General features: G+C 58.4%; 12 protein-coding genes. 9 read left to right on the forward strand and 3 right to left on the reverse strand.

Translation table 11 applies throughout. The features are described from left to right. Positions 1–14 precede the first annotated feature (14 nt). On the reverse strand, positions 15–989 hold the full coding sequence (locus ALMA_RS03440) for a response regulator transcription factor (RefSeq protein WP_094726371.1): 975 nt from the start codon (positions 987–989) through the stop codon (positions 15–17). Between the two features lie 115 nt (positions 990–1,104). Between ALMA_RS03440 and ALMA_RS03445 the strand changes: the two genes are divergently transcribed. From ALMA_RS03445 to ychF, 4 genes are all read left to right on the forward strand, one after another. Beyond that, positions 1,105–2,025, forward strand: coding sequence for an exonuclease domain-containing protein (locus tag ALMA_RS03445; protein ID WP_094726372.1), 921 nt, complete (start codon positions 1,105–1,107; stop codon positions 2,023–2,025). Positions 2,026–2,063: 38 nt separating this feature from the next. Continuing rightward, positions 2,064–3,428: an alpha/beta fold hydrolase gene (locus ALMA_RS03450; protein WP_094726373.1), complete on the forward strand. Its 1,365-nt coding sequence runs from the start codon at positions 2,064–2,066 to the stop codon at positions 3,426–3,428. Between the two features lie 13 nt (positions 3,429–3,441). After that, positions 3,442–4,233 carry a pyrroline-5-carboxylate reductase gene (proC, locus tag ALMA_RS03455; RefSeq protein WP_094726374.1) on the forward strand — a complete coding sequence of 264 codons (792 nt, stop codon included), beginning with the start codon at positions 3,442–3,444 and terminating at the stop codon, positions 4,231–4,233. A 95-nt stretch (positions 4,234–4,328) separates the two neighbouring features. Then, positions 4,329–5,414 carry a redox-regulated ATPase YchF gene (gene ychF, locus ALMA_RS03460; RefSeq protein ID WP_094726375.1) on the forward strand — a complete coding sequence of 362 codons (1,086 nt, stop codon included), beginning with the start codon at positions 4,329–4,331 and terminating at the stop codon, positions 5,412–5,414. 207 nt (positions 5,415–5,621) lie between these two features. On the opposite strand, the gene ALMA_RS03465 is transcribed toward ychF, so the two are convergent. Together ALMA_RS03465 and ALMA_RS03470 are read right to left on the reverse strand one after the other, a co-directional pair. Beyond that, entirely contained in the window at positions 5,622–6,932 is a 1,311-nt protein-coding gene (locus ALMA_RS03465; protein WP_094726376.1) for a PucR family transcriptional regulator, read from the reverse strand. A 118-nt stretch (positions 6,933–7,050) separates the two neighbouring features. Further along, entirely contained in the window at positions 7,051–7,653 is a 603-nt protein-coding gene (locus tag ALMA_RS03470) for a biotin transporter BioY (RefSeq protein ID WP_158520644.1), read from the reverse strand. 206 nt (positions 7,654–7,859) lie between these two features. Here ALMA_RS03470 and ALMA_RS03475 point away from each other — a divergent pair, with 206 nt between their 5' ends. The 5 genes from ALMA_RS03475 to ALMA_RS08050 all read left to right on the forward strand — a co-directional run bounded on the left by ALMA_RS03475 (position 7,860) and on the right by ALMA_RS08050 (position 22,544). Then, on the forward strand, positions 7,860–8,621 hold the full coding sequence (locus ALMA_RS03475; protein ID WP_158520645.1) for a biotin--[acetyl-CoA-carboxylase] ligase: 762 nt from the start codon (positions 7,860–7,862) through the stop codon (positions 8,619–8,621). Beyond that, positions 8,618–10,576 carry an ATP-binding protein gene (locus ALMA_RS03480; protein ID WP_094726379.1) on the forward strand — a complete coding sequence of 653 codons (1,959 nt, stop codon included), beginning with the start codon at positions 8,618–8,620 and terminating at the stop codon, positions 10,574–10,576. The genes ALMA_RS03475 and ALMA_RS03480 overlap by 4 nt, the downstream gene beginning before the upstream one ends. Further along, the gene (locus ALMA_RS03485) at positions 10,577–12,193 is read left to right on the forward strand and encodes an acyl-CoA carboxylase subunit beta (protein ID WP_094726380.1); all 1,617 of its coding nucleotides are present in this window, start codon (positions 10,577–10,579) and stop codon (positions 12,191–12,193) included. Positions 12,194–12,231: 38 nt separating this feature from the next. After that, positions 12,232–21,777 (forward strand): type I polyketide synthase, encoded by a 9,546-nt coding sequence (locus tag ALMA_RS03490; protein ID WP_094726381.1) that lies wholly within the window; start codon positions 12,232–12,234, stop codon positions 21,775–21,777. 263 nt (positions 21,778–22,040) lie between these two features. Further along, a complete protein-coding gene (locus tag ALMA_RS08050) occupies positions 22,041–22,544 on the forward strand; it encodes a hypothetical protein (RefSeq protein WP_148140245.1) in 504 nt (167 codons plus the stop codon). Positions 22,545–22,714 lie beyond the last annotated feature (170 nt).

The following is a 22,714-nucleotide window of genomic DNA, read 5'->3' on the forward strand; positions in this document are numbered from 1 at the left end:
GGTGCTTCCTTGTGTTAGAGCCGCTCATGCTCGTGCTGTATACCGCTCGGCGCGAACGAATCGTATTTATACATGAGGGCATTTTCGTGAGCGAATGTAGCTATCTGTGCGCGGCGTTCGCTATGAATCTTTCGTAGAATGTTATGAACGTGCGTTTTTGCTGTTTCGAGGCTCACGTGAAGTGTCTTCGCTATCTCGTTATTCGTATAGCCTTCAGCGATGAGGAGGATAACGTCACGTTCTCGGTCTGTAATGCTCGCAAGTTCTGGAATCTGGCGGAAACGTTTAATGTCTAGGGATTCGGGAATAACTAAAGACCGTGGAGCTCCTATGTTATCGAACATATGTGGGGCGTCGGGACTTTCGGTATAGACGCTTTCTATGGTGTGAATGACGTCTTTCGGATCATCATCCTTAAGTAGGAAGTCGCTTGCGCCGAAATCGTGCGCGAGGTAGCGATACCGAGGATTATTATACGTCGTCAGAATAATCACTTTTGTGTCGAGCTTCGAGCGCAGATGGTGTAGCTCGGTAGGTGAAGCGCAAGAGGCGGAAGAAACTGAAGAAGCAGACGCTCCTTCAGTATGTGCTTGATGCTGGTAGCGTGACCGTCCTGAATATGGCCGTCCCACCTTCAGCGCCTCGACCTGCTCCGTAATGATGGCGCGCGTCGCCTCGAGCCCATTCGTAAATGGCATACGGATGTCCATGAGAACGATGTCGGGGTGCACGCTTCGTGTCACCTCGATAGCTTCGTCGCCGTTATAGGCATGGCCCACGACCTCTATGTTTGCTTCACTGGAAAGGAACGACGTGAGCATAGTATGAATGAGCTTTTGGTCTTCCGCCACGACTAAGCGAATAGGTTTCTGTGGAGTCTTCACTGTGTCCTCCTTAAGGTTTTTCTTCGTGTTTTGTGCGGTCGGTATATGCCTCCGCTGCGGGTCGTGCTTCTGTGCGGCGACCTGCTTCTTGTTTATAGTATTCACGAGTTTTAATTTATAGGGAGTATCCCTCGAAAGATATCACCCGTATGGGGGATTTACAGTTTTCTGTGGGATTCCATGATCGCTGTACGTCGCTCGTGATGACTACAGTAGTGATATGCATTCTTTTGTGGCTTTGGACTTCGAGACGGCGAACGGACACCGTGAGTCCGCCTGCTCGCTGGGTATGGTACGGTTCAGTGCTGAGGGCGAACAGCTGGGTGAGTATTACTCGCTCATTCAGCCGCCGCGCGAGTATGGGGACTTCTGGGCTCAGAACGTGCGTATCCATGGTATTCATGTAGAGGATGTCGCGCACTCTCCGCTCTGGACAGATATCATCGAGGATGTGCGCGAGTTTGTGGCAGATGACCCTATAGTCGCGCATAACATGCCGTTTGACGGTTCGGTTATTAACCATCTGACGTCATACTTCGGCTTGGCTGAATGGGCTAATCCGCGCCACTGCACGCTGAAGCTCGCTCGGAACCTGCTGTCTGGTCAGCTTGACTCGTTCGGCTTAGAGCCCGTGTATGACCATTATTACGCGGATGAGGAGTTCGATCATCATAACGCGCTCGCGGATGCTGTCGTGTGCGGGAAGGTATACGCGAAGTTTCTCGACGAGTTCGGAGCTGATGCTGTGGAGGACATCATGGCGAACGGCTCTCGCTCGGCGTCTGCTACTCGCAGTCCGCGCTCGCAGCGTCCGCGCATAGACCGTCGTAAGGCGTATGCCATGCCGTACATTTCGCCGAAAGGTCAATTCCTCCGTGGCTCGCGCGTGGCCATCACGGGAACGCTGAGCTATGGCTCGCGTGGACAGGTAGAAGCGCTTATATGTTCCCTCGGCGGCGAAGTATCTGCAGCAGTGACGACAAAAACGAACATCCTCCTCGTCGGTCCGAACAGGGCAGATGGAAGCTCGGCGAAAGTGCGTAAAGCACTCGACCTGCAGCATAGTGGCGTGAGCATATCCATCATGAACGAGGATGAGTTCATGCGCGCGCTGCGGGAAGTGAGTAGGGAGTTTGCGTAGAATCTATCCCCATCCTCCGCTCTCGCTACTCTAGAGGTATGACAGATATTTCGCGCTACTACGTGCCGGGGCTGCACGTGGATGATCATGTGATAAACGTGCCACTGCACTGGCAGTGGAAGGATGGTGCAGAAGAGCCTGAGCAGGAGAGTTTCGCCGGGGAGCAGATTCAGCTGTTCTACCGTGTGGTGACGTCTGCTGAGAATGCGAAGCGTGAGCTTCCTCTGCTTCTCTTCCTTCAGGGTGGCCCTGGCGGTATGGGGCCGCGGCCTATGTCTGCGGATTCTATTCCGTGGCTCGCTGAGGCTGTAAAGCATTTCCGTGTGGTACTCATCGACCAGCGAGGTACGGGTCGGTCCTCGCGCGTGGATGCGTCGAGCATCACTCGGCGCACGAAGAATGGTGAGACTGCTCGGCAGATAGCGGACTTCTTGAAGAATTTCCTTGCGGACTCCATTATTCATGACTGCGAGTATCTGCGTCTGACCCAGTTCGGCGGTCAGAAGTGGGCCACGCTCGGGCAGAGCTATGGCGGCTTCCTCACCATGGCTTATCTTTCCCTCTTCCCACACGCGCTCGCGGTGAGTTTCGTGACGGGTGGTATTCCGCACATCCCTATGAATCCGCGTGAGGTCTACGAGCACACGGTTCCGCGCATGATAACGAAGACTCAGCAGTATTACGCGCGCTATCCCGAGGATGAGGCGAAGCTCGCGCACATCGCAGACATCATCGCTTCGGGCGGGGTTCAGCTCCCGAACGGGGATCTGGTCAGTGTGCGCCGTCTGCAGATGCTGGGCGGAGATTTCGGTATAAAGCCGAGCTTTGAGCGGATGCACTGGACTGTGGATACGGCGTTTGCGAGCCCGGCAGATGAGGCGTCCGGTATTCTGACCGACGGCTTCCTCATGGAGCTGTTCGCGCGGACGACCTCGTATGGAGATGAGCTGTACTGGGTTCTGCAGGAGTTTATCTATGCGAACGAGAATATAAGCCCAATTTCCTGGGCAGCGAATCAGGTCTTACGCGACACGCCAGCGATGAGCGAGGACGCGCGTCCACTCATGCTCATAGGCGAAGCCGCTCTTCCGGAGATGTTTGAGCAGGACGCCGCATTACGTCCATTCGCACCTGCTATGGATCTTCTCATGGCTGACACGAGCTGGGGGAAGGTCTATGATGAGGAAAAATTGGCAGAAAATACAGTACCTCTACGCGCGGCCGTCTACTTCGACGACATGTACGTGGACTCCGGACTCCAGCTCGACACGCTCTCACGCGTGGGGAACTCTCACGCGTGGGTGACGAACGAATTCGAGCATGACGGAGCCAGAAGCGGGAACGTTTTCCAGCACCTGTATGAGGAAGCGCTCAGTCTCGGCGACCTCGAAAATCTTCTCTAAAGAAAGAAGCAGAATGACGACAGTAGGATTCCTCGGATTTGGGAACATGGCCACAGCTATCGTGGACGGATGGCGCTCCACGCACACTGCTGAAGACGCGCGCATCCTCGCGTGTGCCGCGCACTTCGACGCTCTCCAGGATAAAGCGCAGCAGCGCGGAGTAGAAGCAGTGCGGACAGCGCGCGACGTGGTCGATGCAGCAGACGTACTCATCGTGGCGGTTAAGCCATACCAGATAGAAGGCATTTTCAGCGAGTTCCTCGCGGACGTAGACTGGTCCACAAAGCTCATCATCTCGCTGGCAGCAGGAAAGCTAAACTCATTCTGGAACGAACTCCTTCCAGATGGCGCGCGGCATATCTCCACTATTCCGAACACGCCTATAGCCATAGGCCAGGGTGTGGTCGTGGCAGAAGATGCGCACACGCTCACAGATGCAGACCTCGAGACGGTGCGCGCGCTCTTCGAGCCTATCTCGACGCTCGAATTCGTGGACAGCGCGCACGTCTCTGTGGCAGGAACTCTGGCGGGGTGCGGCCCAGCATATGCGGCCATGTTCATGGAAGCGCTTGCTGACGCAGGCGTGAAGTATGGTCTCCAGCGCGCCACGGCATATCGCCTCGCAGCAGGAATGATCGCAGGGACGGGTGCTCTCCAGCTGAGCACGGGGCTCGCTCCGGCTGTCATGAAGGACGCAGTCTGCTCGCCGGGCGGCACTACCATTCAGGGTGTAGCAGCGCTCGAGCAGACGGGGTTCCGGGGGAGCGTGATCAGCGCCATCGACGCTGTGGAAAGTTCGAGGTAGGCTCGCGGTAGAAGCGTGCCAGAAGCGCGGTGGCAGCGCGGACGGGTCCGCGACCACAGAAAACGCCGCGGTAGGGCAGAAGGTAAGATAGAAGTATGGCTTTAACTATAGGAATCGTGGGCCTGCCGAACGTCGGTAAGTCCACACTGTTTAATGCATTAACTCGGAATAACGTGCTCGCGGAGAACTATCCCTTCGCCACCATCGAACCAAATACGGGTATAGTGCCACTTCCTGATGCGCGTCTGGCAGCACTCGCGCCCATCGTGAATACCACGAAGCTCGTGCCGGCTACGGTTACCTTCGTGGACATCGCTGGCATAGTGAAGGGAGCTTCGGAAGGCGAAGGTCTGGGGAACCAGTTCCTCGCGAATATCCGTGAAGCAGACGCCATCTGCGAAGTGACGCGCGTGTTCAGTGATGATGACATCGTCCACGTGAACGGTAAAGTAGATCCGACTGATGACATCGAGACCATTAACACTGAGCTCATCCTCGCAGACCTGCAGACCATCGAGAATGCTATCCCGCGCCTCGAAAAGGATCTGCGTGGAAAGAAGATTAAGCCGGAGTACCTCGATGAGGTGAAGAAGGCGCAGGCTGTGCTCGAAGAAGGTCTGACCATCGACCAGGCTGCGAAGGCTGGTCGCATCGACCCAGCAGAGCTGCGTGAGCTGCAGCTGCTGACGGCGAAGCCATTCATCTACGTCTTTAACATGGATGATGATGAGCTGACGGATGATGCGCTGAAGACGCGTTTGTCTGAGATGGTGGCTCCAGCGAAGGCCATCTTCCTGAATGCACAGTTCGAGTCTGACCTGACGGAACTGGATGAGGATGACGCACGCGAGATGCTTGCGGATGCAGGACTGAGCGAGTCCGGCCTCGACCAGCTGGCGCGCGTGGGCTTCGACACTCTCGGGCTGCAGACGTACCTGACTGCAGGTGAGAAGGAAGTGCGTGCGTGGACTATTCATAAGGGCTGGACTGCTCCTCAGGCTGCAGGCGTGATTCACTCGGACTTCGAGCGTGGCTTCATTAAGGCTGCCATCGTATCCTTCGACGACCTCGTGGAGGCAGGCTCCTACGCGAAGGTGAAGGAAGAAGGAAAGATGCGCCTCGAAGGTAAAGATTACGTGATGCAGGACGGCGACGTCGTGGAGTTTAAGTTTAACGTGTGATGGGCGTGAGACTATAATGTGGGGATTTTAACTCGGGTGAACCGTTCCCTGCACATTCTTCTAGAGGGCAGCTGGTGCTTTTCACGGTGCTAGCTGCCCTCTGGCGTATGGGGTAAAGTCTTGAGTTCTCGGTCATACATGCCCGAGGCTTTTTATGACCGTGGATAGTGCTGCGGCTGGATGACTCTGCGTTTGAGTAGCCTTTACCTATTCGCGCATCTGATCCATCACCTGCTCGAGCGTGCGTGCCACCGACTGTGCTTCGCGCTGAGCTTCAGCACGTTCCTCACGAGCAGCTGCTGCACGTTCCTCTGCTTCGCGAAGTGAATCCTTATACCGACCTATCTTTATGGCAGTGGTGAGGATATAGGCTTCGCGAGCGTTCGTCGCATCCCATTCGGTTACTTCGGCGGACTTTTTTAAGCGATAACGTATGGTATTTGGATGCACATTCAGAACCTGTGCAGTGTGTTCGAGAGAAGACCCCGAGAAGAGGAAGGCCTGTAAAGTGCTGAGTATCTGCGTTTTACGCTCATACTGCTTGAGAGGCTGGTACACCTTCTCATAGAGCTCCTGCTGCGCGTCATCATCTCCGAAGAGTGCGCGCTCAGCGAGCAAATCCTCTGCGAACATAGGATTCGGATGCTCAGGATAAGCAAAGCGAGCATTAAAGCCGTTTAGTGCAGCGCGCAGAGTGGCAGAAGCTCCTTCGAGGCGAGAGCGCGTCGGGCCGATGCAAGCCGTAGGAATCTCATCGAAGAGTGTAGCGGCGAGCTCGAGGAATGGTCTGCGAGACTTTTCTGCTCCCATGCCTATGAGCAGTATGGTGAAATCATCGTGTGAGGATATGCACACCTGTCCGCCGAGCTGAAGGACGGCGTTTCTAAGGTCGCCCTGAACGAATCCGGAGCGCAGACTGGAGGATGTGTCGAAGTCTCCCACGATGGCGAAGAAGTTCTCGTCTGGCTGCCATTTAAAGTTCGCCACGCGAGACTGGAGGGACGGTGAGTAGTCGCAGTTTAAGAGGGATTCGATGATGAATGCTTCGTCGCGTGTGTCCCAGATGGTGCGCGTTACTGCTACACGGCTGTATATTTGCGCAGCGGAGAAGGCTACTTCGCGTGAGAAGTACATGGCTGCACGCACGTAGGCAGCTTCCTGTCCTTCTGGTGCGAAAGATGAGACGTGCTTTTCTACGTTTTTTACTGCTATGCGGATAGCGTCGATGACGTTTTCGAGTGTTATTTTCGTGGTCGTCTCCAGCGGAGCGAGCGTGAAGAGTTCATCTGCAGACACACCCTCGTCGTAAGCAGTGTTCAGTGCGTGCTCGCGTGCGAAAGTGATGTAATCTGCTACTGCAGTCAGCAGTATAACGCGCAGATAGTAGGCTTCATTTTCACCGAGCGTAAGGTACCAGTCCGTTTTTTCGGCGCATTCGGTGAGACATTCGTTAACGATGAGTTCTACTGCCGCGCGCGCAGGAGTGTCGAGATTATCGAGCTGTGGCGGTGCTATCATGAGCGTCTCGCTTTCTGTCTTTTCGGTGAACTGTCGCAGTTTCTTCCTCCTTTTATTTTATACTATTTCTGCGCGAAAATGGCCGGAGAGTTTTCTTCCGGCCATTTTCTTTTTATTTTTATTCTTGCTTCTTTTTCAGCGTTCTCACTGTACGCGCGAGTCCCTTTATTCCTAACGTGAGAGCCACTGCGACCAGTGTTTTCACGATGTCGAGTGGAATGAACGCCAGGGATGCGCTCATCAGTGCTGTCCAGCTCAGGCCCGTGATGGCACTTTGCACGCTGACGCCGAAGAGGTAGAGGAAGACCATCATGCCGGCAGTGAGCGCTGCGCTATACCCGAGGAAACGGACAGTAAGGCTCTGAGTATTTTCGCGTGTGGAGCGTGCGAGCTTTTCGCAGATGAGTAGCGCGGGGATAAAGCCCCAGATGAATCCTGCGCTCGGACCCACCAGTGCTGCGGTGCTCATGCCTCCGGAGAAGACGGGAAGTCCAGCAGATCCGAGAGCGATGTAGGTGGTCAGAACGCTCAGACCTTCAGTACGTGTGAGATTCAGCGCGACGAGCATGAGGACGAAAGTCTGCATGGTTATCCCCACCTGGGTTCCGGGGATAGTCACTTTTCCTGCCATGCCAGCTGCGGTGAGAAGCAGAGTGAACAGCGCATACTTTCCCCACGATATACTGTGGAAACGAGCAAAGATATTAGAGGTGATAAACAATTCTTTCTCCTTCGATAGTGCGTCAGTACAAATGAAAGACTTGTATGTTATGCTACAAAATGCGCACGACGAAGTGTGAAAAACCCACATAGTAAAAAATATAGTTGTATGAAACCTATAAGAAACGCCAGAGAAACTTTGTAGGAATCTTTCTAGGCAAATGGCGAAAAAATTGGTAATTTATATAAAGTCTGTTAGGAGAATATGTGACAGTAAACGAACATTACCACGTCGTGGATTCCACGAATACTAAGGCGCGCACTCTGCTCTCCAGCCTGCATCTGCAGGGCTCGAGTGGCCTGAGAGCCATCGTAAGCGCAGATATGCAGACAGCAGGCCGCGGCCGCCTCGGCCGCACGTGGGTGAGCTCGGATACGCAGAATTTTTATGCATCCTATGTATGTGAAGTGCCACGAGGGCTGTATGGGACACAGGGCTCCTGGCTCCCCACGCTGGCAGGACTCGCCACACTCGACGCCCTTCGCGAGCAGATAGATCCTGAGCTTCCTGTGCGCCTCAAGTGGCCGAATGACCTCTACCTGAACGAGAAGAAGCTCGGCGGCATCCTCTGTGAAGTCGTGGAGCTGCCTACCCCGGATACTCTCGCAGTCATCATGGGCATAGGACTAAACCTTTCCAGCGCTCCAGCGCCTGAAGAATTAGACGGTCTGTATGCCGCTACGAGTCTGAATCAGAGCGTGGATGTGCGAGAGGAGCTCAGAGGAAGAATTGGCAGAAAAATACACGCAGCACTCACACGCATGAACGCGAACGAACTCAGAGCGCGGGCGAAAAACGAAAGCTGCATACTCGGACGAGCCGTGCGTGTGCAGCTCGCAGACGGCACCACGCACATAGGAAAAGCCACAGACATCACGCCGAGCGCACGCCTCGAGCTCGACGGCGCATACGAAGTGAACGTGGGAGATGTGCTCCACGCACAGACCTTCGGAAGGGAAAACGCATGAAGAAGCTGCTCATAGCAAACCGCGGCGAGATAGCGCTACGCGTCATCCGCACAGCACAGGAGATGGGTATCCAGACCGTGGCCATCTACTCGGACCAGGACCGGCTCGCGCCGTACGTTCAGCGTGCCAGCGAGGCCTACCACATGCCAGGGGATACGTATAACGAAACGTATCTGAACGTGGAACGCATCCTCGAGATAGCTGAACGCGCGCATGCTGACGCCATTCATCCAGGCTACGGCTTCCTGTCCGAAAACCCGGACTTCGCACGCCGCGTGCTCGACGCGGGTCTGACCTGGGTGGGCCCACGGCCTGAAGCGCTTCACGAGCTGGGAGATAAGATAACTGCGCGTCGCTTCGCCGAGCGTGCTCAGGTGACTCCTGTCCCGGGCATCTCTGAGCCTGTCTCGGACGTGCACACGCTGCTGCACTTCTGCTCGACGCATGGCTACCCGGCTATGCTGAAGCGTGCCGATGGTGGCGGCGGGCGCGGCATAACCGTGGTACGCACAGAAGATGATGTGCGTGCCTTCTTTATGAGCCACGATGCTCTGCAAGGCGGGGATCTGGATAAATACTTTATAGAAAAATTCGTGAGTGAAGCGCGCCACGTGGAAACCCAGTGCGGGCGAGATGCGGCAGGTCACTTTACCGTGTACTCCACGCGCGACTGCTCGGTACAGCGGCGAAACCAGAAACTCATCGAAGAAGCGCCAGCGCCATTCCTCAGTGACTCTGTAGAAGAGACGCTGTATCTCTTCTCCCAGCGTCTCTTCGAGGCAGCGGACTATGTGGGACTGGGAACCTGCGAGTTCATGGTGACTGCGCAGCAGGATGTGTACTTCCTCGAAGTAAATCCACGCCTGCAGGTGGAGCACACGGTATCCGAAGAAGTGTGCGGCATAGACCTCGTGCGCGAGCAGCTCGTTATAGCAGACGGTGGTGGGGTGAGCGTTCAGGGGCGTGCGGCGACGCGTGGGCACAGCTTTGAGCTACGCATAACGAGCGAAGATCCGGCGAAGAATCTCACTCCAGGCTCGGGCGTTATAGAAAGCCTTCACTTCCCGGAAGGTCCAGGCATCCGCGTGGACTTCGGAGTCTCAGCGGGGGATACTATCTCGCCGAAGTATGACTCCATGATGGGAAAGCTCATCGTTACGGCTGCCACGCGAGACCTCGCTCTGGCACGCGTGCATCGCGCTATTTCGGAGTTCTCCCTCGAGGGCGTGCCTACGCCGGTGGGACTGTACGACGAGATTTTCGCACATGATGACTTCACTGCTCGGGGACGCTCTGGACAGTTTAACGTGACGACGAAGTGGCTGGAGACGACATTCCTGAATACGCATGCGCAGGCAGCGCGGGCAGGTCAGCCGGCGAGCGCTGGCTTGAGTGGGGGAGTGAACCGGGAGGTGAATTCCGTCGAGCCGAGCGAGCTGGGCACGCTTCGTGCGAACTCGCAGCTGGGCAGCTCGCGTGATGTGGCGAATACCACTTTCGTGGTGGAAGTGGATGACCGTCGCATGAAGATATCCGTGCCAGAGTATGTCATCGCTGCAGTGTCCACCTCCCACAGGCCTATCGCTTCGAGGCGCACGCAGCCTTTGCGCGGTAAGGGCATGGGTGTGCTCGGGGCTGGCTCGGGCTCAGGCACGGGCGCGAATCCAGCAGATGGTGGCCTCGTCGGCTCGAATGGCGAGATCAAGGCTCCTATGCAGGCCGTGGTCACTCGCGTGAATGTGGCTGTGGGGCAGAAAGTTTCGAAGGGAGACCTCCTCGTGGTGCTCGAATCTATGAAGATGGAAAACTACGTGTACGCGCCCGTGGCTGGAGTCATTTCGGAGATATACGTAGGGCCGGCAGACGGTGTGGATGCGGGTGAAGGCTTGCTGAAGGTGGATGTGACGGCAAGTACGACGGCAGGTACGACGTCAGCTAAGAAGGAGGAGAAATAAATGATTACGACTCTCGACAGGCTCGAATGGGCATCCTCCTCCATCATCGAAGGAGCTGAAAAGACGGACTCCTCTCAGCCGCTGCGTGCTGAAATCCGTCGCGCGGCTCAGCTTGCTCATGATGCGGAAGATCATGCGCGCGCTCGTCAGCACCCGAAGGGAAAGTACACCGCGCGCGAACGTCTCGACATGCTGTTCGACCGCGACTCTTTCGTGGAGATGGGCCGCTTCGCCGGCGGAAATATTAACGCTGGCGTGGCAGGAAGCGCCGTCGTCACAGGCTTCGGCATGATTCGCGGGCGTAAAGTGGGCGTCTATGCGCAGGACTTTTCTGTGCGCGGCGGCACCATGGGAGAGGCCGAGGGGCAGAAGATCTGCCATCTTCTGGACATGGCCATGGAGCTGAAAGTGCCCGTCGTCGCGCTCATCGACTCGGGTGGCGCGCGTATCCAGGAAGGCGTGAGCGCGCTGACGCAGTACGGCCGGATTTTTTCGAAGACGTGCGAAGCCTCGGGTGTTATCCCGCAGATTTCGCTTATCCTCGGACCGTGTGCGGGTGGCGCGGTGTACTGTCCGGCGCTGACAGATATGATCGTCATGACGAAGGACAATTCCTACATGTTCGTCACCGGTCCCGATGTGGTCAAGGCAGCCACCGGCGAGCAGATCTCTATGGATGAACTCGGTGGCGGATATGTCCATAATGCCACATCTGGCGTGGCGCACTACCTCGGCGAGGATGAGGCGGACGCCATCGACTATGTACGCACAGTGCTCGCTTATCTGCCCGACAGCAGCGAAGAGAAAGCTCCGGTGTATCCCTACTCAAACGGCCATGCCGAAGAGGAAGCAGCGCGCCGCATAGGAAGCATTATCCCAGAAAGTGACCGCCAGCCCTATGATGTGGTGGACGTCATCCACTGTCTCGTGGATTATGGAGAGTTTCTCGAAGTGCATGAGCTCTTTGCCCCTTCCGTGGTGGTGGGATTTGCATGCATTAAGGGGCAGAGTGTGGGCATCGTGGCGAACCAGCCTGCGGTACGCGCTGGCATTCTGGACGTGGATGCCTCCGAAAAGCTGGCTCGCTTCGTGCGCTTGTGCGATGCGTTTAATCTTCCTGTCATTACTCTCGTGGATGTGCCGGGATATAAGCCGGGCAGTGACCAGGAACATGCGGGCATCATCCGCAGGGGAGCGAAAGTCATCTACGCCTACGCGAATGCGAGCGTGCCACTCATCACTGTCATCTTAAGAAAAGCGTTCGGTGGCGCATACATCGTCATGGGCTCGAAGTCCATGGGCGCAGACTTTAACTTCGCCTGGCCTCACTCACAGATAGCGGTACTCGGAGCCGCAGGAGCGGTGAATATTATTCACCGCAAAGAATTGAGAAAAGCTCAGGATAACGGGCAGAACGTGGACGAGGTGCGCGCCCAGCTCATCGCGGACTACGAAAAAAGCACGGTGAACGCAAACCTGTCTCTCGAAAAAGGCGAGATAGACGCCATGATAGATCCGGCGCAAACTCGTGAGACCATCGAACGTTCGCTCGTGCTCCTTCAGAACAAACGCGGTCGGCGCACGCACCAGCGCAAGCACGGAAATCAGCCACTGTAAGCCATTCTCACTCACTCACTCTCGACACAAGGATACCTATGACTTCCCTCATGAACCGATTTAACGCAGAACCATACGCTCTCATCTTCGGCGGGCAGTCCACCCCATGGACGAACACGCTCGAGGACCTCAAAGCAAACCCGCAGGTCACCGAGCGCCTAGCGCAGCTCCTGACGCGCTCGGCACAGATCATCAGCCCGGTGGCATCCGACGCGCTCGCCATTACGGGGCGTGACGTGGACATCCTCAGTTATGCGAGCCCAGCGCTCACGCTCGGACGCGCCGCAGAAGCAGCAGTCTCCGTGCCAGGCATCCTCACCGCACAGATAGGTGTTCTGCTCGACCTTATGGACTTAGGGCTCGATGTGCGCTCGCCACAGCTGCGCGCAGTGCTCGGCCACTCGCAGGGTATGCTCGCTGTGGAGGTGGTGCGCACACTGCAGACGGAGAGTACGGACAGTTCGGACGAAGACATCGCCACTATCCTCGCCACCGCGCGTCTCATAGGCCTGGCAGCCACACGCACTGCACGCACACTCGGCATGGCCACCGCGCACACCTCCACGCCGATGCTCTCCATCAAGGGCATCACGCGTGCCCAGGCAGACGAGCTCATCCGCCGCGCTGGCACAGGGCACGCACTGCGTGGCCCAGTATCCGTGGCAGTGCAGAACTCGGCCACACACGTCGTACTGTCGGGCTATCCAGCAGATCTCGAAGCTGTTCAGGCGGCAGCTCAGAGGGAAAGTGCGAAGCAAGCGAAGCAGCGTGAGGAGAAAAAGCGTGGTGGCAGTGTCTTTACTCCACAGATGGAGTATCTGGAGGTCACTGCGCCATTCCACAGCCCGCTCATGACGGAGGCTGTGGGCCTCGTGGAGCGCTGGGCGAAGGAGTGTGACCTGAGCGCTGCGAGCGTGGAGCGCGCTCGCAGCCTCGCACAGCATGTGCTCGTGGACCACGTGGACTGGGCGGCGGATGTGGCTCAGGCGAACAGTACTTCGCAGTCTGAGAACGCCGATGCCCTCTGGTTCGTGGACCTCGGCCCGGGCAGCACTATGGCGAAGCTCACCACCGCTCTCGTGGATGGTACGGGAGCAGGTGTGGTCTCGGCTGCTAGTGCTGAAGACCGCGTGAAGCTCATCACAGACGGTGAAAAGTTCGAGCGTACGGCAGACTGGTCGCGCTTCGCGCCGCGCGTCATCCGCACGGGCTTGACCTCGCAGACTGCGCAGGCAGCGCGGGTCACGCAGGCCACTCAGACCACTCAGACCGCGCAGAACGCACGGACGCCGCAGGCCACCCACATCAGCACCGCTTTCACGCGTCTGACGGGCCGCCCGCCTATCCTCCTGGCCGGCATGACGCCGACCACGGTGGACGCCGAGCTCGTGGCAGCAGCGGCAAACGCCGGCTACTGGGCTGAGATGGCTGGCGGCGGCCAAGTGACCGAAGACATCTTTAACCAGAACATGGCAGACCTCGACGAGCTGCTCGACGAGGGTCGATCCATCGAATTTAACACCATGTTCATGGACCGCTATCTGTGGAATCTCCAGTTCGGTACGCAGCGGATCGTCTCGAAAAAGCGCGCGTCGGGTGCTGCCATAGACGGCGTCATTATCTCCGCAGGCATCCCCGAGTTCGAGGAAGGCGTCGAGCTCGTGCATTCTCTGCAGGCTGATGGTTTCCCGTATGTGGGCTTTAAGCCGGGCACGGTGGCGCAGATTCAGAATGTGCTGCGCATCGCGCGTGCCGTTCAGCCTTTGCAGATTCTCATGGAAGTGGAGGGTGGCCTCGCCGGGGGACACCACTCCTGGGAGAGCCTCGATGACATGCTCCTCGAGACTTATGGTCAGATTCGTGAGACGGGGAACGTCGTTCTCGTGGTGGGCGGTGGCATAGGCACGCCTGAGCGCGCGGCGGATTACATGTCGGGAAGCTGGTCAGAGGGCTATGGTGTGGCGCGTATGCCTGTGGATGGCGTGCTCGTGGGCACGGCCGCTATGGTAGCGAAGGAAGCGCATACGAGTGAGCAGGTGAAGGATTTGCTCGTGGCCACGCCGGGCGTCGTGTCCGTTCCTGCTCAAACGAGCGATCAGAGCGCGGATCCGTTCGCTCCGGCTGAGCGCTGGGTTCCTGCGGGCGGTGAGATCGGTGGTGTCTCGTCGGGTATGTCGCATCTGCACGCGGATATCTACGAGATAGAGAATGCGTCGTCGCGCGCGGGACGGCTCATCGCATACCTGGAGAAACATCCGGAGGAGCTTCAGGCGCGCCGTGCGGAGGTCATCGAGGCCATCGGCCAGACGTCGAAGCCGTATTTCGGCGACTCGGAGGATATGACGTATGCGCAGTGGGCCGAGCGTTTCGCCGCGCTCAGCTTCCCGTGGGCGGATCCGTCGTATGCGACGCGCTTCTGGCATCTGCTGCAGCGCGTGGAGGCGCGCGTGGTGGACGTGGATCATGGGACTTTTATCTCAATCTTCCCGTCTCTTCACACCGTAGAAAATCCAGCGACGGCCATCGCATCCCTGCGCGAGCATTATCCACAGGTGGATGCTCTGAAGGTTACGCCTGCGGATGCTGCGTGGCTTCCTGCGCTGTGTAACGAATCCGCGAAGCCGGTGCCGTTCGTTCCCGTCATCGACGGTGACCTGCTGCGCTGGTGGGGGCGCGACCAGCTGTGGCAGTCAGAAGATGAACGCTACAGTGCGGATGCTGTCCGCATTATCCCAGGACCAGTGTCTGTGGCAGGGATTACTGAAAAGAACGAGAAAATTGGCACTATTCTCGGCCGTTTCGAGCAGGCATGCGTCCAGCGCGCCGCAGACGAAGCAGAAGCGGAACCAGCAGAGCTCTACTCAGGCCTGCAGGACAGCGCTACGCCAGACGCATTCATCCGAAACGCGCCGACTATCTCCTGGCTCGGCCACGTCATGGAGAACCCAGCCTACGGCTCGAGCGCAGAGGACGGGTATTACGAAATCCGCGCGGTTTCGGATACTGCAGACAGCTACGACCTTGACATTCATCTCGACACGCACTGGGACGGTGACGCGGACGGTGGCCTAGCCAAGCACGCCGTGCGGAACATCGTCATCCCGCTGAAACTGAACCCATCTGAGCCAAGCCGTATGCCGGTGGTGGATGCCGAACGCCTGAGCGAGCACGTCTATGCCATGCTCGCCGGAACCGCGGGCGTGGGGCATACCGCGATAACCGGTGACGAAATCACTGAGCTGCCACGCGTGGATAGGTCAGACAGGGATGATGTGCATCCATACGGAACCGTCCGCGCAGATTACACTTTCAGCGCGAACCTCGGCATGGATCACTGGGCAGTCGCGGGAGCGGCCCTTCCGGAGAATCTCGCGCCGAGCGCACTGGCTCCAGATGCGCTCGTAGGTCCGGCCTGGCCAGCCATTTACGCGGCACTCGGGAGCGTGTACGTGGGAGACATGCCTGTGATCGAAGGCCTGCTGAATACTGTGCATCTGGACCACAGCATCGCGCTCGCGGTCAGCGAGGAGCAGCTGCTCGAGCATGCGGGCGAGCGCATTCAGCTCACCAGCTGGGCAGACGCGTACGAGGAAACTGCATCGGGCCGCGTCATCACTGTGCATGTGGAGCACCGACTCGCTGACGGTACTCTCGTCGCGCGTCAGACCGAGCGCCTGGCCATTCGCGGTCGAGCATATTCGAGCGCGCTTCCTGAGCCAGCAGCGCCATATGGTGGACTGGGACAGGGTAGCGCAGACGCGGGCGCCCAGGTCGCGGACATCGACATCCGGGACACTCCACGCCGTCTCCTGCGCCGCGTCACCGTCACTGCTCCGAGCGATATGACTGCCTTCGCGCGCACATCGGGAGATTTTAATCCTATCCACACGTCTGTTCGTGCTGCACGCGTCAGCGGTCTGAATGCACCTATCGTGCATGGCATGTGGCTGTCTGCTGTGGCTCAGCATGCCGTGCAGAGCACGGATGTGAAGGGCGCGCACTGGCAGGTGGAAGGCTGGACATATGCCATGTATGGCATGGTACAGCTGGGCGACACTGTAGAAGTGTCCGTGGAGCGCGTGGGGAAGGTGGCGCGTGGCGGCCTCGTGCTCGAGGTGACGTGCCGCGTATCTGGTTCGGACGGTGCGAACGGCTCATCTGGCGAAAAAACCGTCGTCTCCGTGGCCACGGCCATCGTGCGCCCACCAGTAAGCGCGTACGTCTACCCAGGCCAGGGCGTGCAGAGCCAGGGCATGGTCTTAGACGAGCGCGCGCAGTCTCCTGCAGCGCGCGAAGTCTGGGAGCGTGCGGATAAGGTGACGCGTGAGAAGCTCGGCTTCTCCATCCTCACCGTCGTACGAGATAATCCTACCGAGCTCACCGCGAAGGGCGTGACGTACCGCCATCCAGAGGGTCTGCTGAATCTTACGCAGTTTACGCAGGTGGCGCTGGCCACGGTAGCGTTCGCACAGAGTGCGCGCATGCGTGAGGCGGGTGTAACCTTCGAGCCGGCATACTTCGCTGGGCATTCGCTCGGCGAGTATAACGCGCTGGGTGCGTTCGCGCAGATTATCCCGCTGGAGACGGTGGTGGAGCTCGTCTTCCACCGCGGCTCGACTATGCATCACCTCATCGAGCGCGATGCGCGCGGCCGTTCGAATTACCGCATGGGAGCGCTGCGTCCGAACCAGTTCGGCGTGACGGATGCCACGGTGAAGCAGTATATCGCTCAGGTGGCGAAGGAGTCGGGCGAGTTCCTCGAGATAGTGAACTTTAACCTCGCTGGCTCGCAGTATGCCGTAGCGGGCACCATAGCTGGTCTCGAGTATCTGAACCGCGATGCGTCTGCGCGCGCAGCTGCGGCTGGCGGCAAGCGTCCGTTCATGTATGTTCCGGGCATCGACGTACCGTTCCACTCTACGAAGCTGCGGTCCGGGGTGCCGGAGTTCCGCGATAAGCTGGACGCGCTGCTTCCGGCTCATATGGATTATTCCGTGCTCGTGGGGCGCTACATTCCGAATCTCGTGGCGCGTCCGTTCGAGCTGACGAAGGACTTCGCGCGCTCTATTCTGGACGTCGTGCCGTCTGCGCGCATTCAGGCTGCGCTGGACGACGACGCGCTCTGGGCTGAGTATGCTGCAGACGAGCAGAAGCTCGGACGTCTGCTGCTCACCGAGCTTCTGAGCTGGCAATTTGCCTCTCCGGTGCGCTGGATAGAGACGCAGGCTTTGCTGTTCGGCACGCTGGGTGTGGAGAACTATGTGGAAGTGGGGCTGGGGAAGGCTCCTACTCTCGCGAATATGGGGTCGCGCACTCTCGCTCTTCCAGATTTTGCACATCGGACCACACAGGTCTGGAACGTGGGCCGCGATGCGTCTCGCGTCTACCTGACGGATACGGATGCGGATTCGCTCGTACCGCAGGACGTGGAGGTAGAAGACGCCGAGAAGGTCGCGCACGAGGCCCCGCAGGAAGACGTAGCTCCTGTATCCCCAGCGCCAGTGTCCGCCTCTGTCTCTGCCGCCTCCGCCGAGCCAGTAGCAGACATCCACTTCACTGCGGCGGACGCCATCGCCACTCTGCTGGCCTTCAGTGCGAAGATCCGCCCGGATCAGATAGGCGATGCGGACACCACAGATACTCTCACGAACGGAGTCTCCTCGAAGCGTAACCAGCTTCTTATGGACATCTCCACAGAGCTCGGTGTGGCCAGTGTGGAAGGCGCAGCCGAAGCGAGTGTGAGCGCACTCTACGGCATCGTCCAGTCGGTGGCTCCACGCTATAGTGCGTTTGGCCCTGTGCTCAGTGATGCCATCCGTGAGCGCCTCCACGCGCTCTTCGGCGCAGCTGGAGTGAAGGCCACGCGCATCGCTCAGCGTGTCAGCACTGCATGGGGACTCGGCGAGGGCTGGGTGGCAGCTGTGACGGCTGAGATTCTCCTCGCCACGCGCGAGGGCTCGAGCACACGCGGGGGAGAGCTTACATCTCTGCCTACCGACGCGGTAGCGAATGCTGCTGGTGCTGATCAGCTCATCGACCAGGCTGTCCAGCAGGTGGCTGCACGCCGTGGGGTGACGGTTTCGCTCGCCTCGACGAGCTCGAATGCGGCCGGTGCTGTGGTGGATTCGGCAGCTCTGAATGCTTTCGCGGAGAAAGTCACCGGAGAAAACGGAGTGCTCGCGACGATGGCTCGCACGGTTCTGGAAGAATTGGGCATCCGAGAAGCCGAAAGCACGCCGAGCGAAAACGCGGACGCAGCGCTCATCGAGGCGGTGGAAGCTGAACTCGGTGCGAACTGGGTGGAGCAGGTCAGCCCGCGCTTCGACGAACGCAAAGCCATCCTCCTGGACGACCGCTGGGCGAGCGCGCGCGAAGACCTCGCACGCATCTATCACGAGAAGGATGCTGAAGCAGCAGCGCATCACTTTACGGGCCTCGGCCAGACCATAGCCGAGCAGGCGCGCTGGTACGCGGGCCTCAGCTCGGGCGAGCAGAAGGACGTCTTCGAGACGATAGCGCAGAGCGCTCTCGAGCAGCTCGACGAGCAGAACGCGCCGTATATGCATGACGTGGCCGTGGTCACCGGCGTGTCCGCACACTCCATCGCGGGCGAGGTCGTCGCGGGACTACTCGAAGGCGGAGCGAGCGTCATCGCCACGAGTCACAGCTTCTCTCCGGCAGTCAAGCAGTGGGCGAAAGACGTCTACCGTGCGCACGCTGTCTCGGGCGCGAAGCTCTGGCTCGTTCCAGCGAATCTCTCGAGCTTCCGCGACGTGGACGCGCTCGTAGCGTGGATAGGGTCCGAGCAGAAGGAAACGCACGGCGCGACGACTGACGTGATCAAGCCTGGGCTCAGCCCGACGCTCTTCTTCCCGTTCGCAGCGCCGCCTGTGCACGGCACGCTCGCCGATTCGGGCGAACTCTTCGAATCCCAGGCGCGGCTCATGCTCTGGGGTGTGGAGCGCGCCATAGCAGGTCTCGCACCGCTCGGAGCGGACACGAACATCGCGCACCGTCTGCACGTGATCCTTCCAGGCTCTCCGAACCGAGGAATCTTCGGCGGTGACGGAGCGTATGGCGAGGTGAAGGCCGCCTTCGACGCCATCGTGCGCCGAGCACAGGCCGAGCGTGACTGGTCCGAGCATGTCAGCTTCGCGCATCCGCTCATCGGCTGGGTGCGCGGCACCGGGCTTATGGGTGGAAACGATCCGCTCGTGGATGTGGTCGAAGAGCGCGGAATTCGCACGTATACCACCGCTGAGATGGCGCGCGAGCTGCTGACGCTGTGCTCGCGTGAGGCGCGGGCAGCTGCCGTGCGCGCGCTGACGGACGCATCCGGGGCGCTGAGCGTGGACCTCACGGGCGGACTCGGTGCGCAGAAGCTGGACCTCAGTGGGCTGCGGGCTGAGGCGCAGCGGCGTGTGGCTGAGGAGGGTGCGGGCGGCGTGGAACGACCTGCACAAAAGTCGGACGCTCCCGCCGCCCTCGAGCTCAAAGCGCTGCCGACGCCACACGTGCCTGCTCAGCCAGCCGTCCACGCGGCAGACTGGCAGAACGTCACCGCGCGTCCGGAGGATGAAGTGGTCATCGTGAACATCGGCGAGCTGGGAACGTGGGGCTTCGGCCGCACGCGCCTGCAAGCTGAGCTGGGCATTCGCGCGGACGGCAGCGTGGACCTGAACGCGACGGGCGTCATAGAGCTCGCGTGGAATATGGGTCTTATCTCCTGGGCAGATGCGCCGAAGCCGGGCTGGTATGACGCGGACGGCGCTCTCGTGCCGGAAGAGGACATCTGGGAGCGCTTCCATGACGAGGTCGTGGCGCGCAGCGGTATCCGCGAATTCGACGACGGCATGGGTGCGGATTTCCTGCATGGGACGAACGAGGATGCCGCGGAGATCTTCCTCGACCACGACGTCACGTTCGCCGTGGCGGACGAGAAGACCGCGCGCGAATACGCGGACGCGGATGCCGAGCGGACCTCCGTGCACTTCGATGAGCAGTCTGGCGAGTGGCTCGTCACGCGTGCTGCCGGTTCGCGCGTACACGTGCCGCGCCGCACCGTCATGACGCGTACTGTGGGAGGTCAATTCCCACGTGGCTTCGACCCGACACGCTGGGGCATCCCAAGCTCCATGGTGGAAGACGTGGATCCTATCGCTCTATGGAACATCGTCACCGCAGTGGACTCCTTTATAGGAGCAGGCTTCAGCCCAGCAGAAATCCTGCAGGCCGTCCACCCGTCCCAGGTGGCCAGTACGCAGGGTACAGGTTTTGGTGGCATGGCATCCATGCGTAAGCTCTACCTCGAGCGCTACCTGAATAAGGACTATCCGAGCGACATACTCCAGGAAGCTCTGCCGAATGTGGTGGCCGCACACGTCATGCAGTCGTACATCGGCGGATATGGATCCATGGTCCAGCCAGTATCTGCGTGCGCGACGGCAGCAGTATCGGTGGAAGAAGGCTACGATAAGATCCGCCTCGGAAAGGCAGACTTCGTCGTGGCGGGCGCTATCGATGACATCGGCACCGAGTCGGTAAATGGCTTCGGATACATGAATGCGACAGCCAATTCTGCTGACATGTATGCGAAGGGCATCGACGCGCGCTTCTTCTCGCGGGCAAATGACCGCCGCCGTGGTGGATTCGTGGAAGCGCAGGGCGGTGGTACCGTGCTGCTCACGCGCGGCGACATCGCTATGAAGCTGGGTCTGCCGGTGGCGGGAGTGGTCGGGTACGTGCGGTCCTTCGCGGACGGTGCACATACCTCCATCCCAGCTCCTGGCCTCGGCGCGCTCGCAGCCGCTCAGGGTGGTTCTCAGTCTGTGCTGGCGCGTCAGCTCGGCGAGCTGGGTGTGAGCGTGGATGATATAGCCGTGGTCTCGAAGCACGATACTTCTACGAATGCAAACGACCCGAACGAGTCGGAGCTGCATAACACCGTGGCACGGGCACTGGGGCGCTCAGTGGGTAACCCACTGTACGTCATCTCCCAGAAGAGCCTGACGGGTCACGCAAAGGGTGGTGCGGCCGTCTTCCAGATGCATGGTCTGACGGATGTGTTCAGGACAGGTGTGCTTCCAGGCAATGCTTCGCTCGACGTGGTGGACCCGAAGCTTGAGCGCGATGAGCACATGGTGTGGCTGAGGAAGCCGCTGCGTGTGGGGTTCGGCGAGGGGAGTGACGGACGTGGCGGTCACGGCGGTCATGATGTGCACGGCGGTCGCGACGTGAAGGCGGGCCTCGTCACCTCTCTCGGCTTCGGACACGTGTCTGGATTCGTCGCTCTCGTCCATCCGGGTGCCTTCGAAGCATCTGTGCGTGCTGCGTATGGTGAAGAAGCTCTCGAAGCATGGCGTACTCGTGCAAACGAACGCCTCGCTGAAGGCGCACGCCACCTCGAGCGGGGTATGCGCGGGGAAGAAGCGCTGTATGAGCAGATAGATAACCGTAGGTATCGTGAGGATTCTTCTCGTGGCGGTTCTCGAGGAGGTCAGAGGTACGACGCGCATGAAGTGGAGAAAGCCATGCTCCTCGATCCTTCGGCTCGGCTGGGGGAGAGTGGGTACTTCGAGAAGTAAGCAAGAAGGTGGCGTGAGGCTCGAAATCTAGTTCGATTCCGGATGAAAATTCGAGCGAATGTAAGGAAGGTCAGCTAAAAATGGGGCTGGTAAGGATTCCTATGGGGATTTTACCAGCCCCATTTTTACGCGTATACAGGGTTTTCATAGCCTACTGAGACACGAGTGACCTCGAGTTGCGGGGGGGGTGAAACTTCGTAGAATGACTAACCAGAGGCGGAAGAGACTTTATAGTACATAAACGCGATGAGGAGAAAGATACTATGAAGCGCGTAGATGGAAACCTGTGGAGGAGTGTATCTGGGGGATGGCGTAGCCATACTCGAATGTATAGAAGGGCGCTTGCAGTCATGTCTGCAGTGGCTACTTTAGGAGTGGGCCTGGTGTCTGGTCCAATTTCAAGTGCGGTACCGAGCTTGAGTCCTGAGGTGGCACATGCTGCTGAGGGGACAGAAGAACGTTCTACTGGTGTGGATCTTTCCGTACAAATACAGAAACAAGATACTGCACTCATGGGTGTTGAATTTACTCGCGAGATAACTATAGAAAATAAAGGTACTGAAAAAGCTGAAAATGCTGAGTTAAAATTGAAAATTCAGAGCGAAGCTCGGCTAGCAGAATTTTCGAATATACGGATGGCGAATACGTATGTCGATGATGGAGTTTCCTATGTCGATAATGTCGAAAATCCGCAGGAATTGGAAAGGCCTTATTATATTCCCGATACTCCTTCAGCACGTTTCACCTTACCTGCTGGAAAAAGATAGTTTTTACACTCTATGGAAATTATCCAGCACAAATCAATAATACTAATTATGAAGGCAACTCGTACCAAGTACACATTACAGCTACGGTTAATCCAAATTCTAGTCAAACTGATGCGAATATTTCTGATAATACAGACACTGCGGATAGTGTTCTAACATCTTCAAAAAAC

The organism is Alloscardovia macacae, from assembly GCF_002259705.1.
In the GTDB taxonomy this organism is placed as follows: Bacteria; Actinomycetota; Actinomycetes; order Actinomycetales; family Bifidobacteriaceae; genus Alloscardovia; species Alloscardovia macacae.

Excerpts from the sequence above, each read along its gene's own strand:
- ALMA_RS03465 (WP_094726376.1), bottom strand. The coding sequence starts at position 6,932 with ATGATAGCACCGCCACAGCTCGATAATCTCGACACTCCTGCGCGCGCG.
- ALMA_RS08050 (WP_148140245.1), top strand. The coding sequence starts at position 22,041 with ATGAAGCGCGTAGATGGAAACCTGTGGAGGAGTGTATCTGGGGGATGG.
- ALMA_RS03445 (WP_094726372.1), top strand. The coding sequence starts at position 1,105 with ATGCATTCTTTTGTGGCTTTGGACTTCGAGACGGCGAACGGACACCGT.
- ychF (WP_094726375.1), top strand. The coding sequence starts at position 4,329 with ATGGCTTTAACTATAGGAATCGTGGGCCTGCCGAACGTCGGTAAGTCC.
- ALMA_RS03490 (WP_094726381.1), top strand. The coding sequence starts at position 12,232 with ATGACTTCCCTCATGAACCGATTTAACGCAGAACCATACGCTCTCATC.
- proC (WP_094726374.1), top strand. The coding sequence starts at position 3,442 with ATGACGACAGTAGGATTCCTCGGATTTGGGAACATGGCCACAGCTATC.
- ALMA_RS03480 (WP_094726379.1), top strand. The coding sequence starts at position 8,618 with ATGAAGAAGCTGCTCATAGCAAACCGCGGCGAGATAGCGCTACGCGTC.
- ALMA_RS03450 (WP_094726373.1), top strand. The coding sequence starts at position 2,064 with ATGACAGATATTTCGCGCTACTACGTGCCGGGGCTGCACGTGGATGAT.
- ALMA_RS03485 (WP_094726380.1), top strand. The coding sequence starts at position 10,577 with ATGATTACGACTCTCGACAGGCTCGAATGGGCATCCTCCTCCATCATC.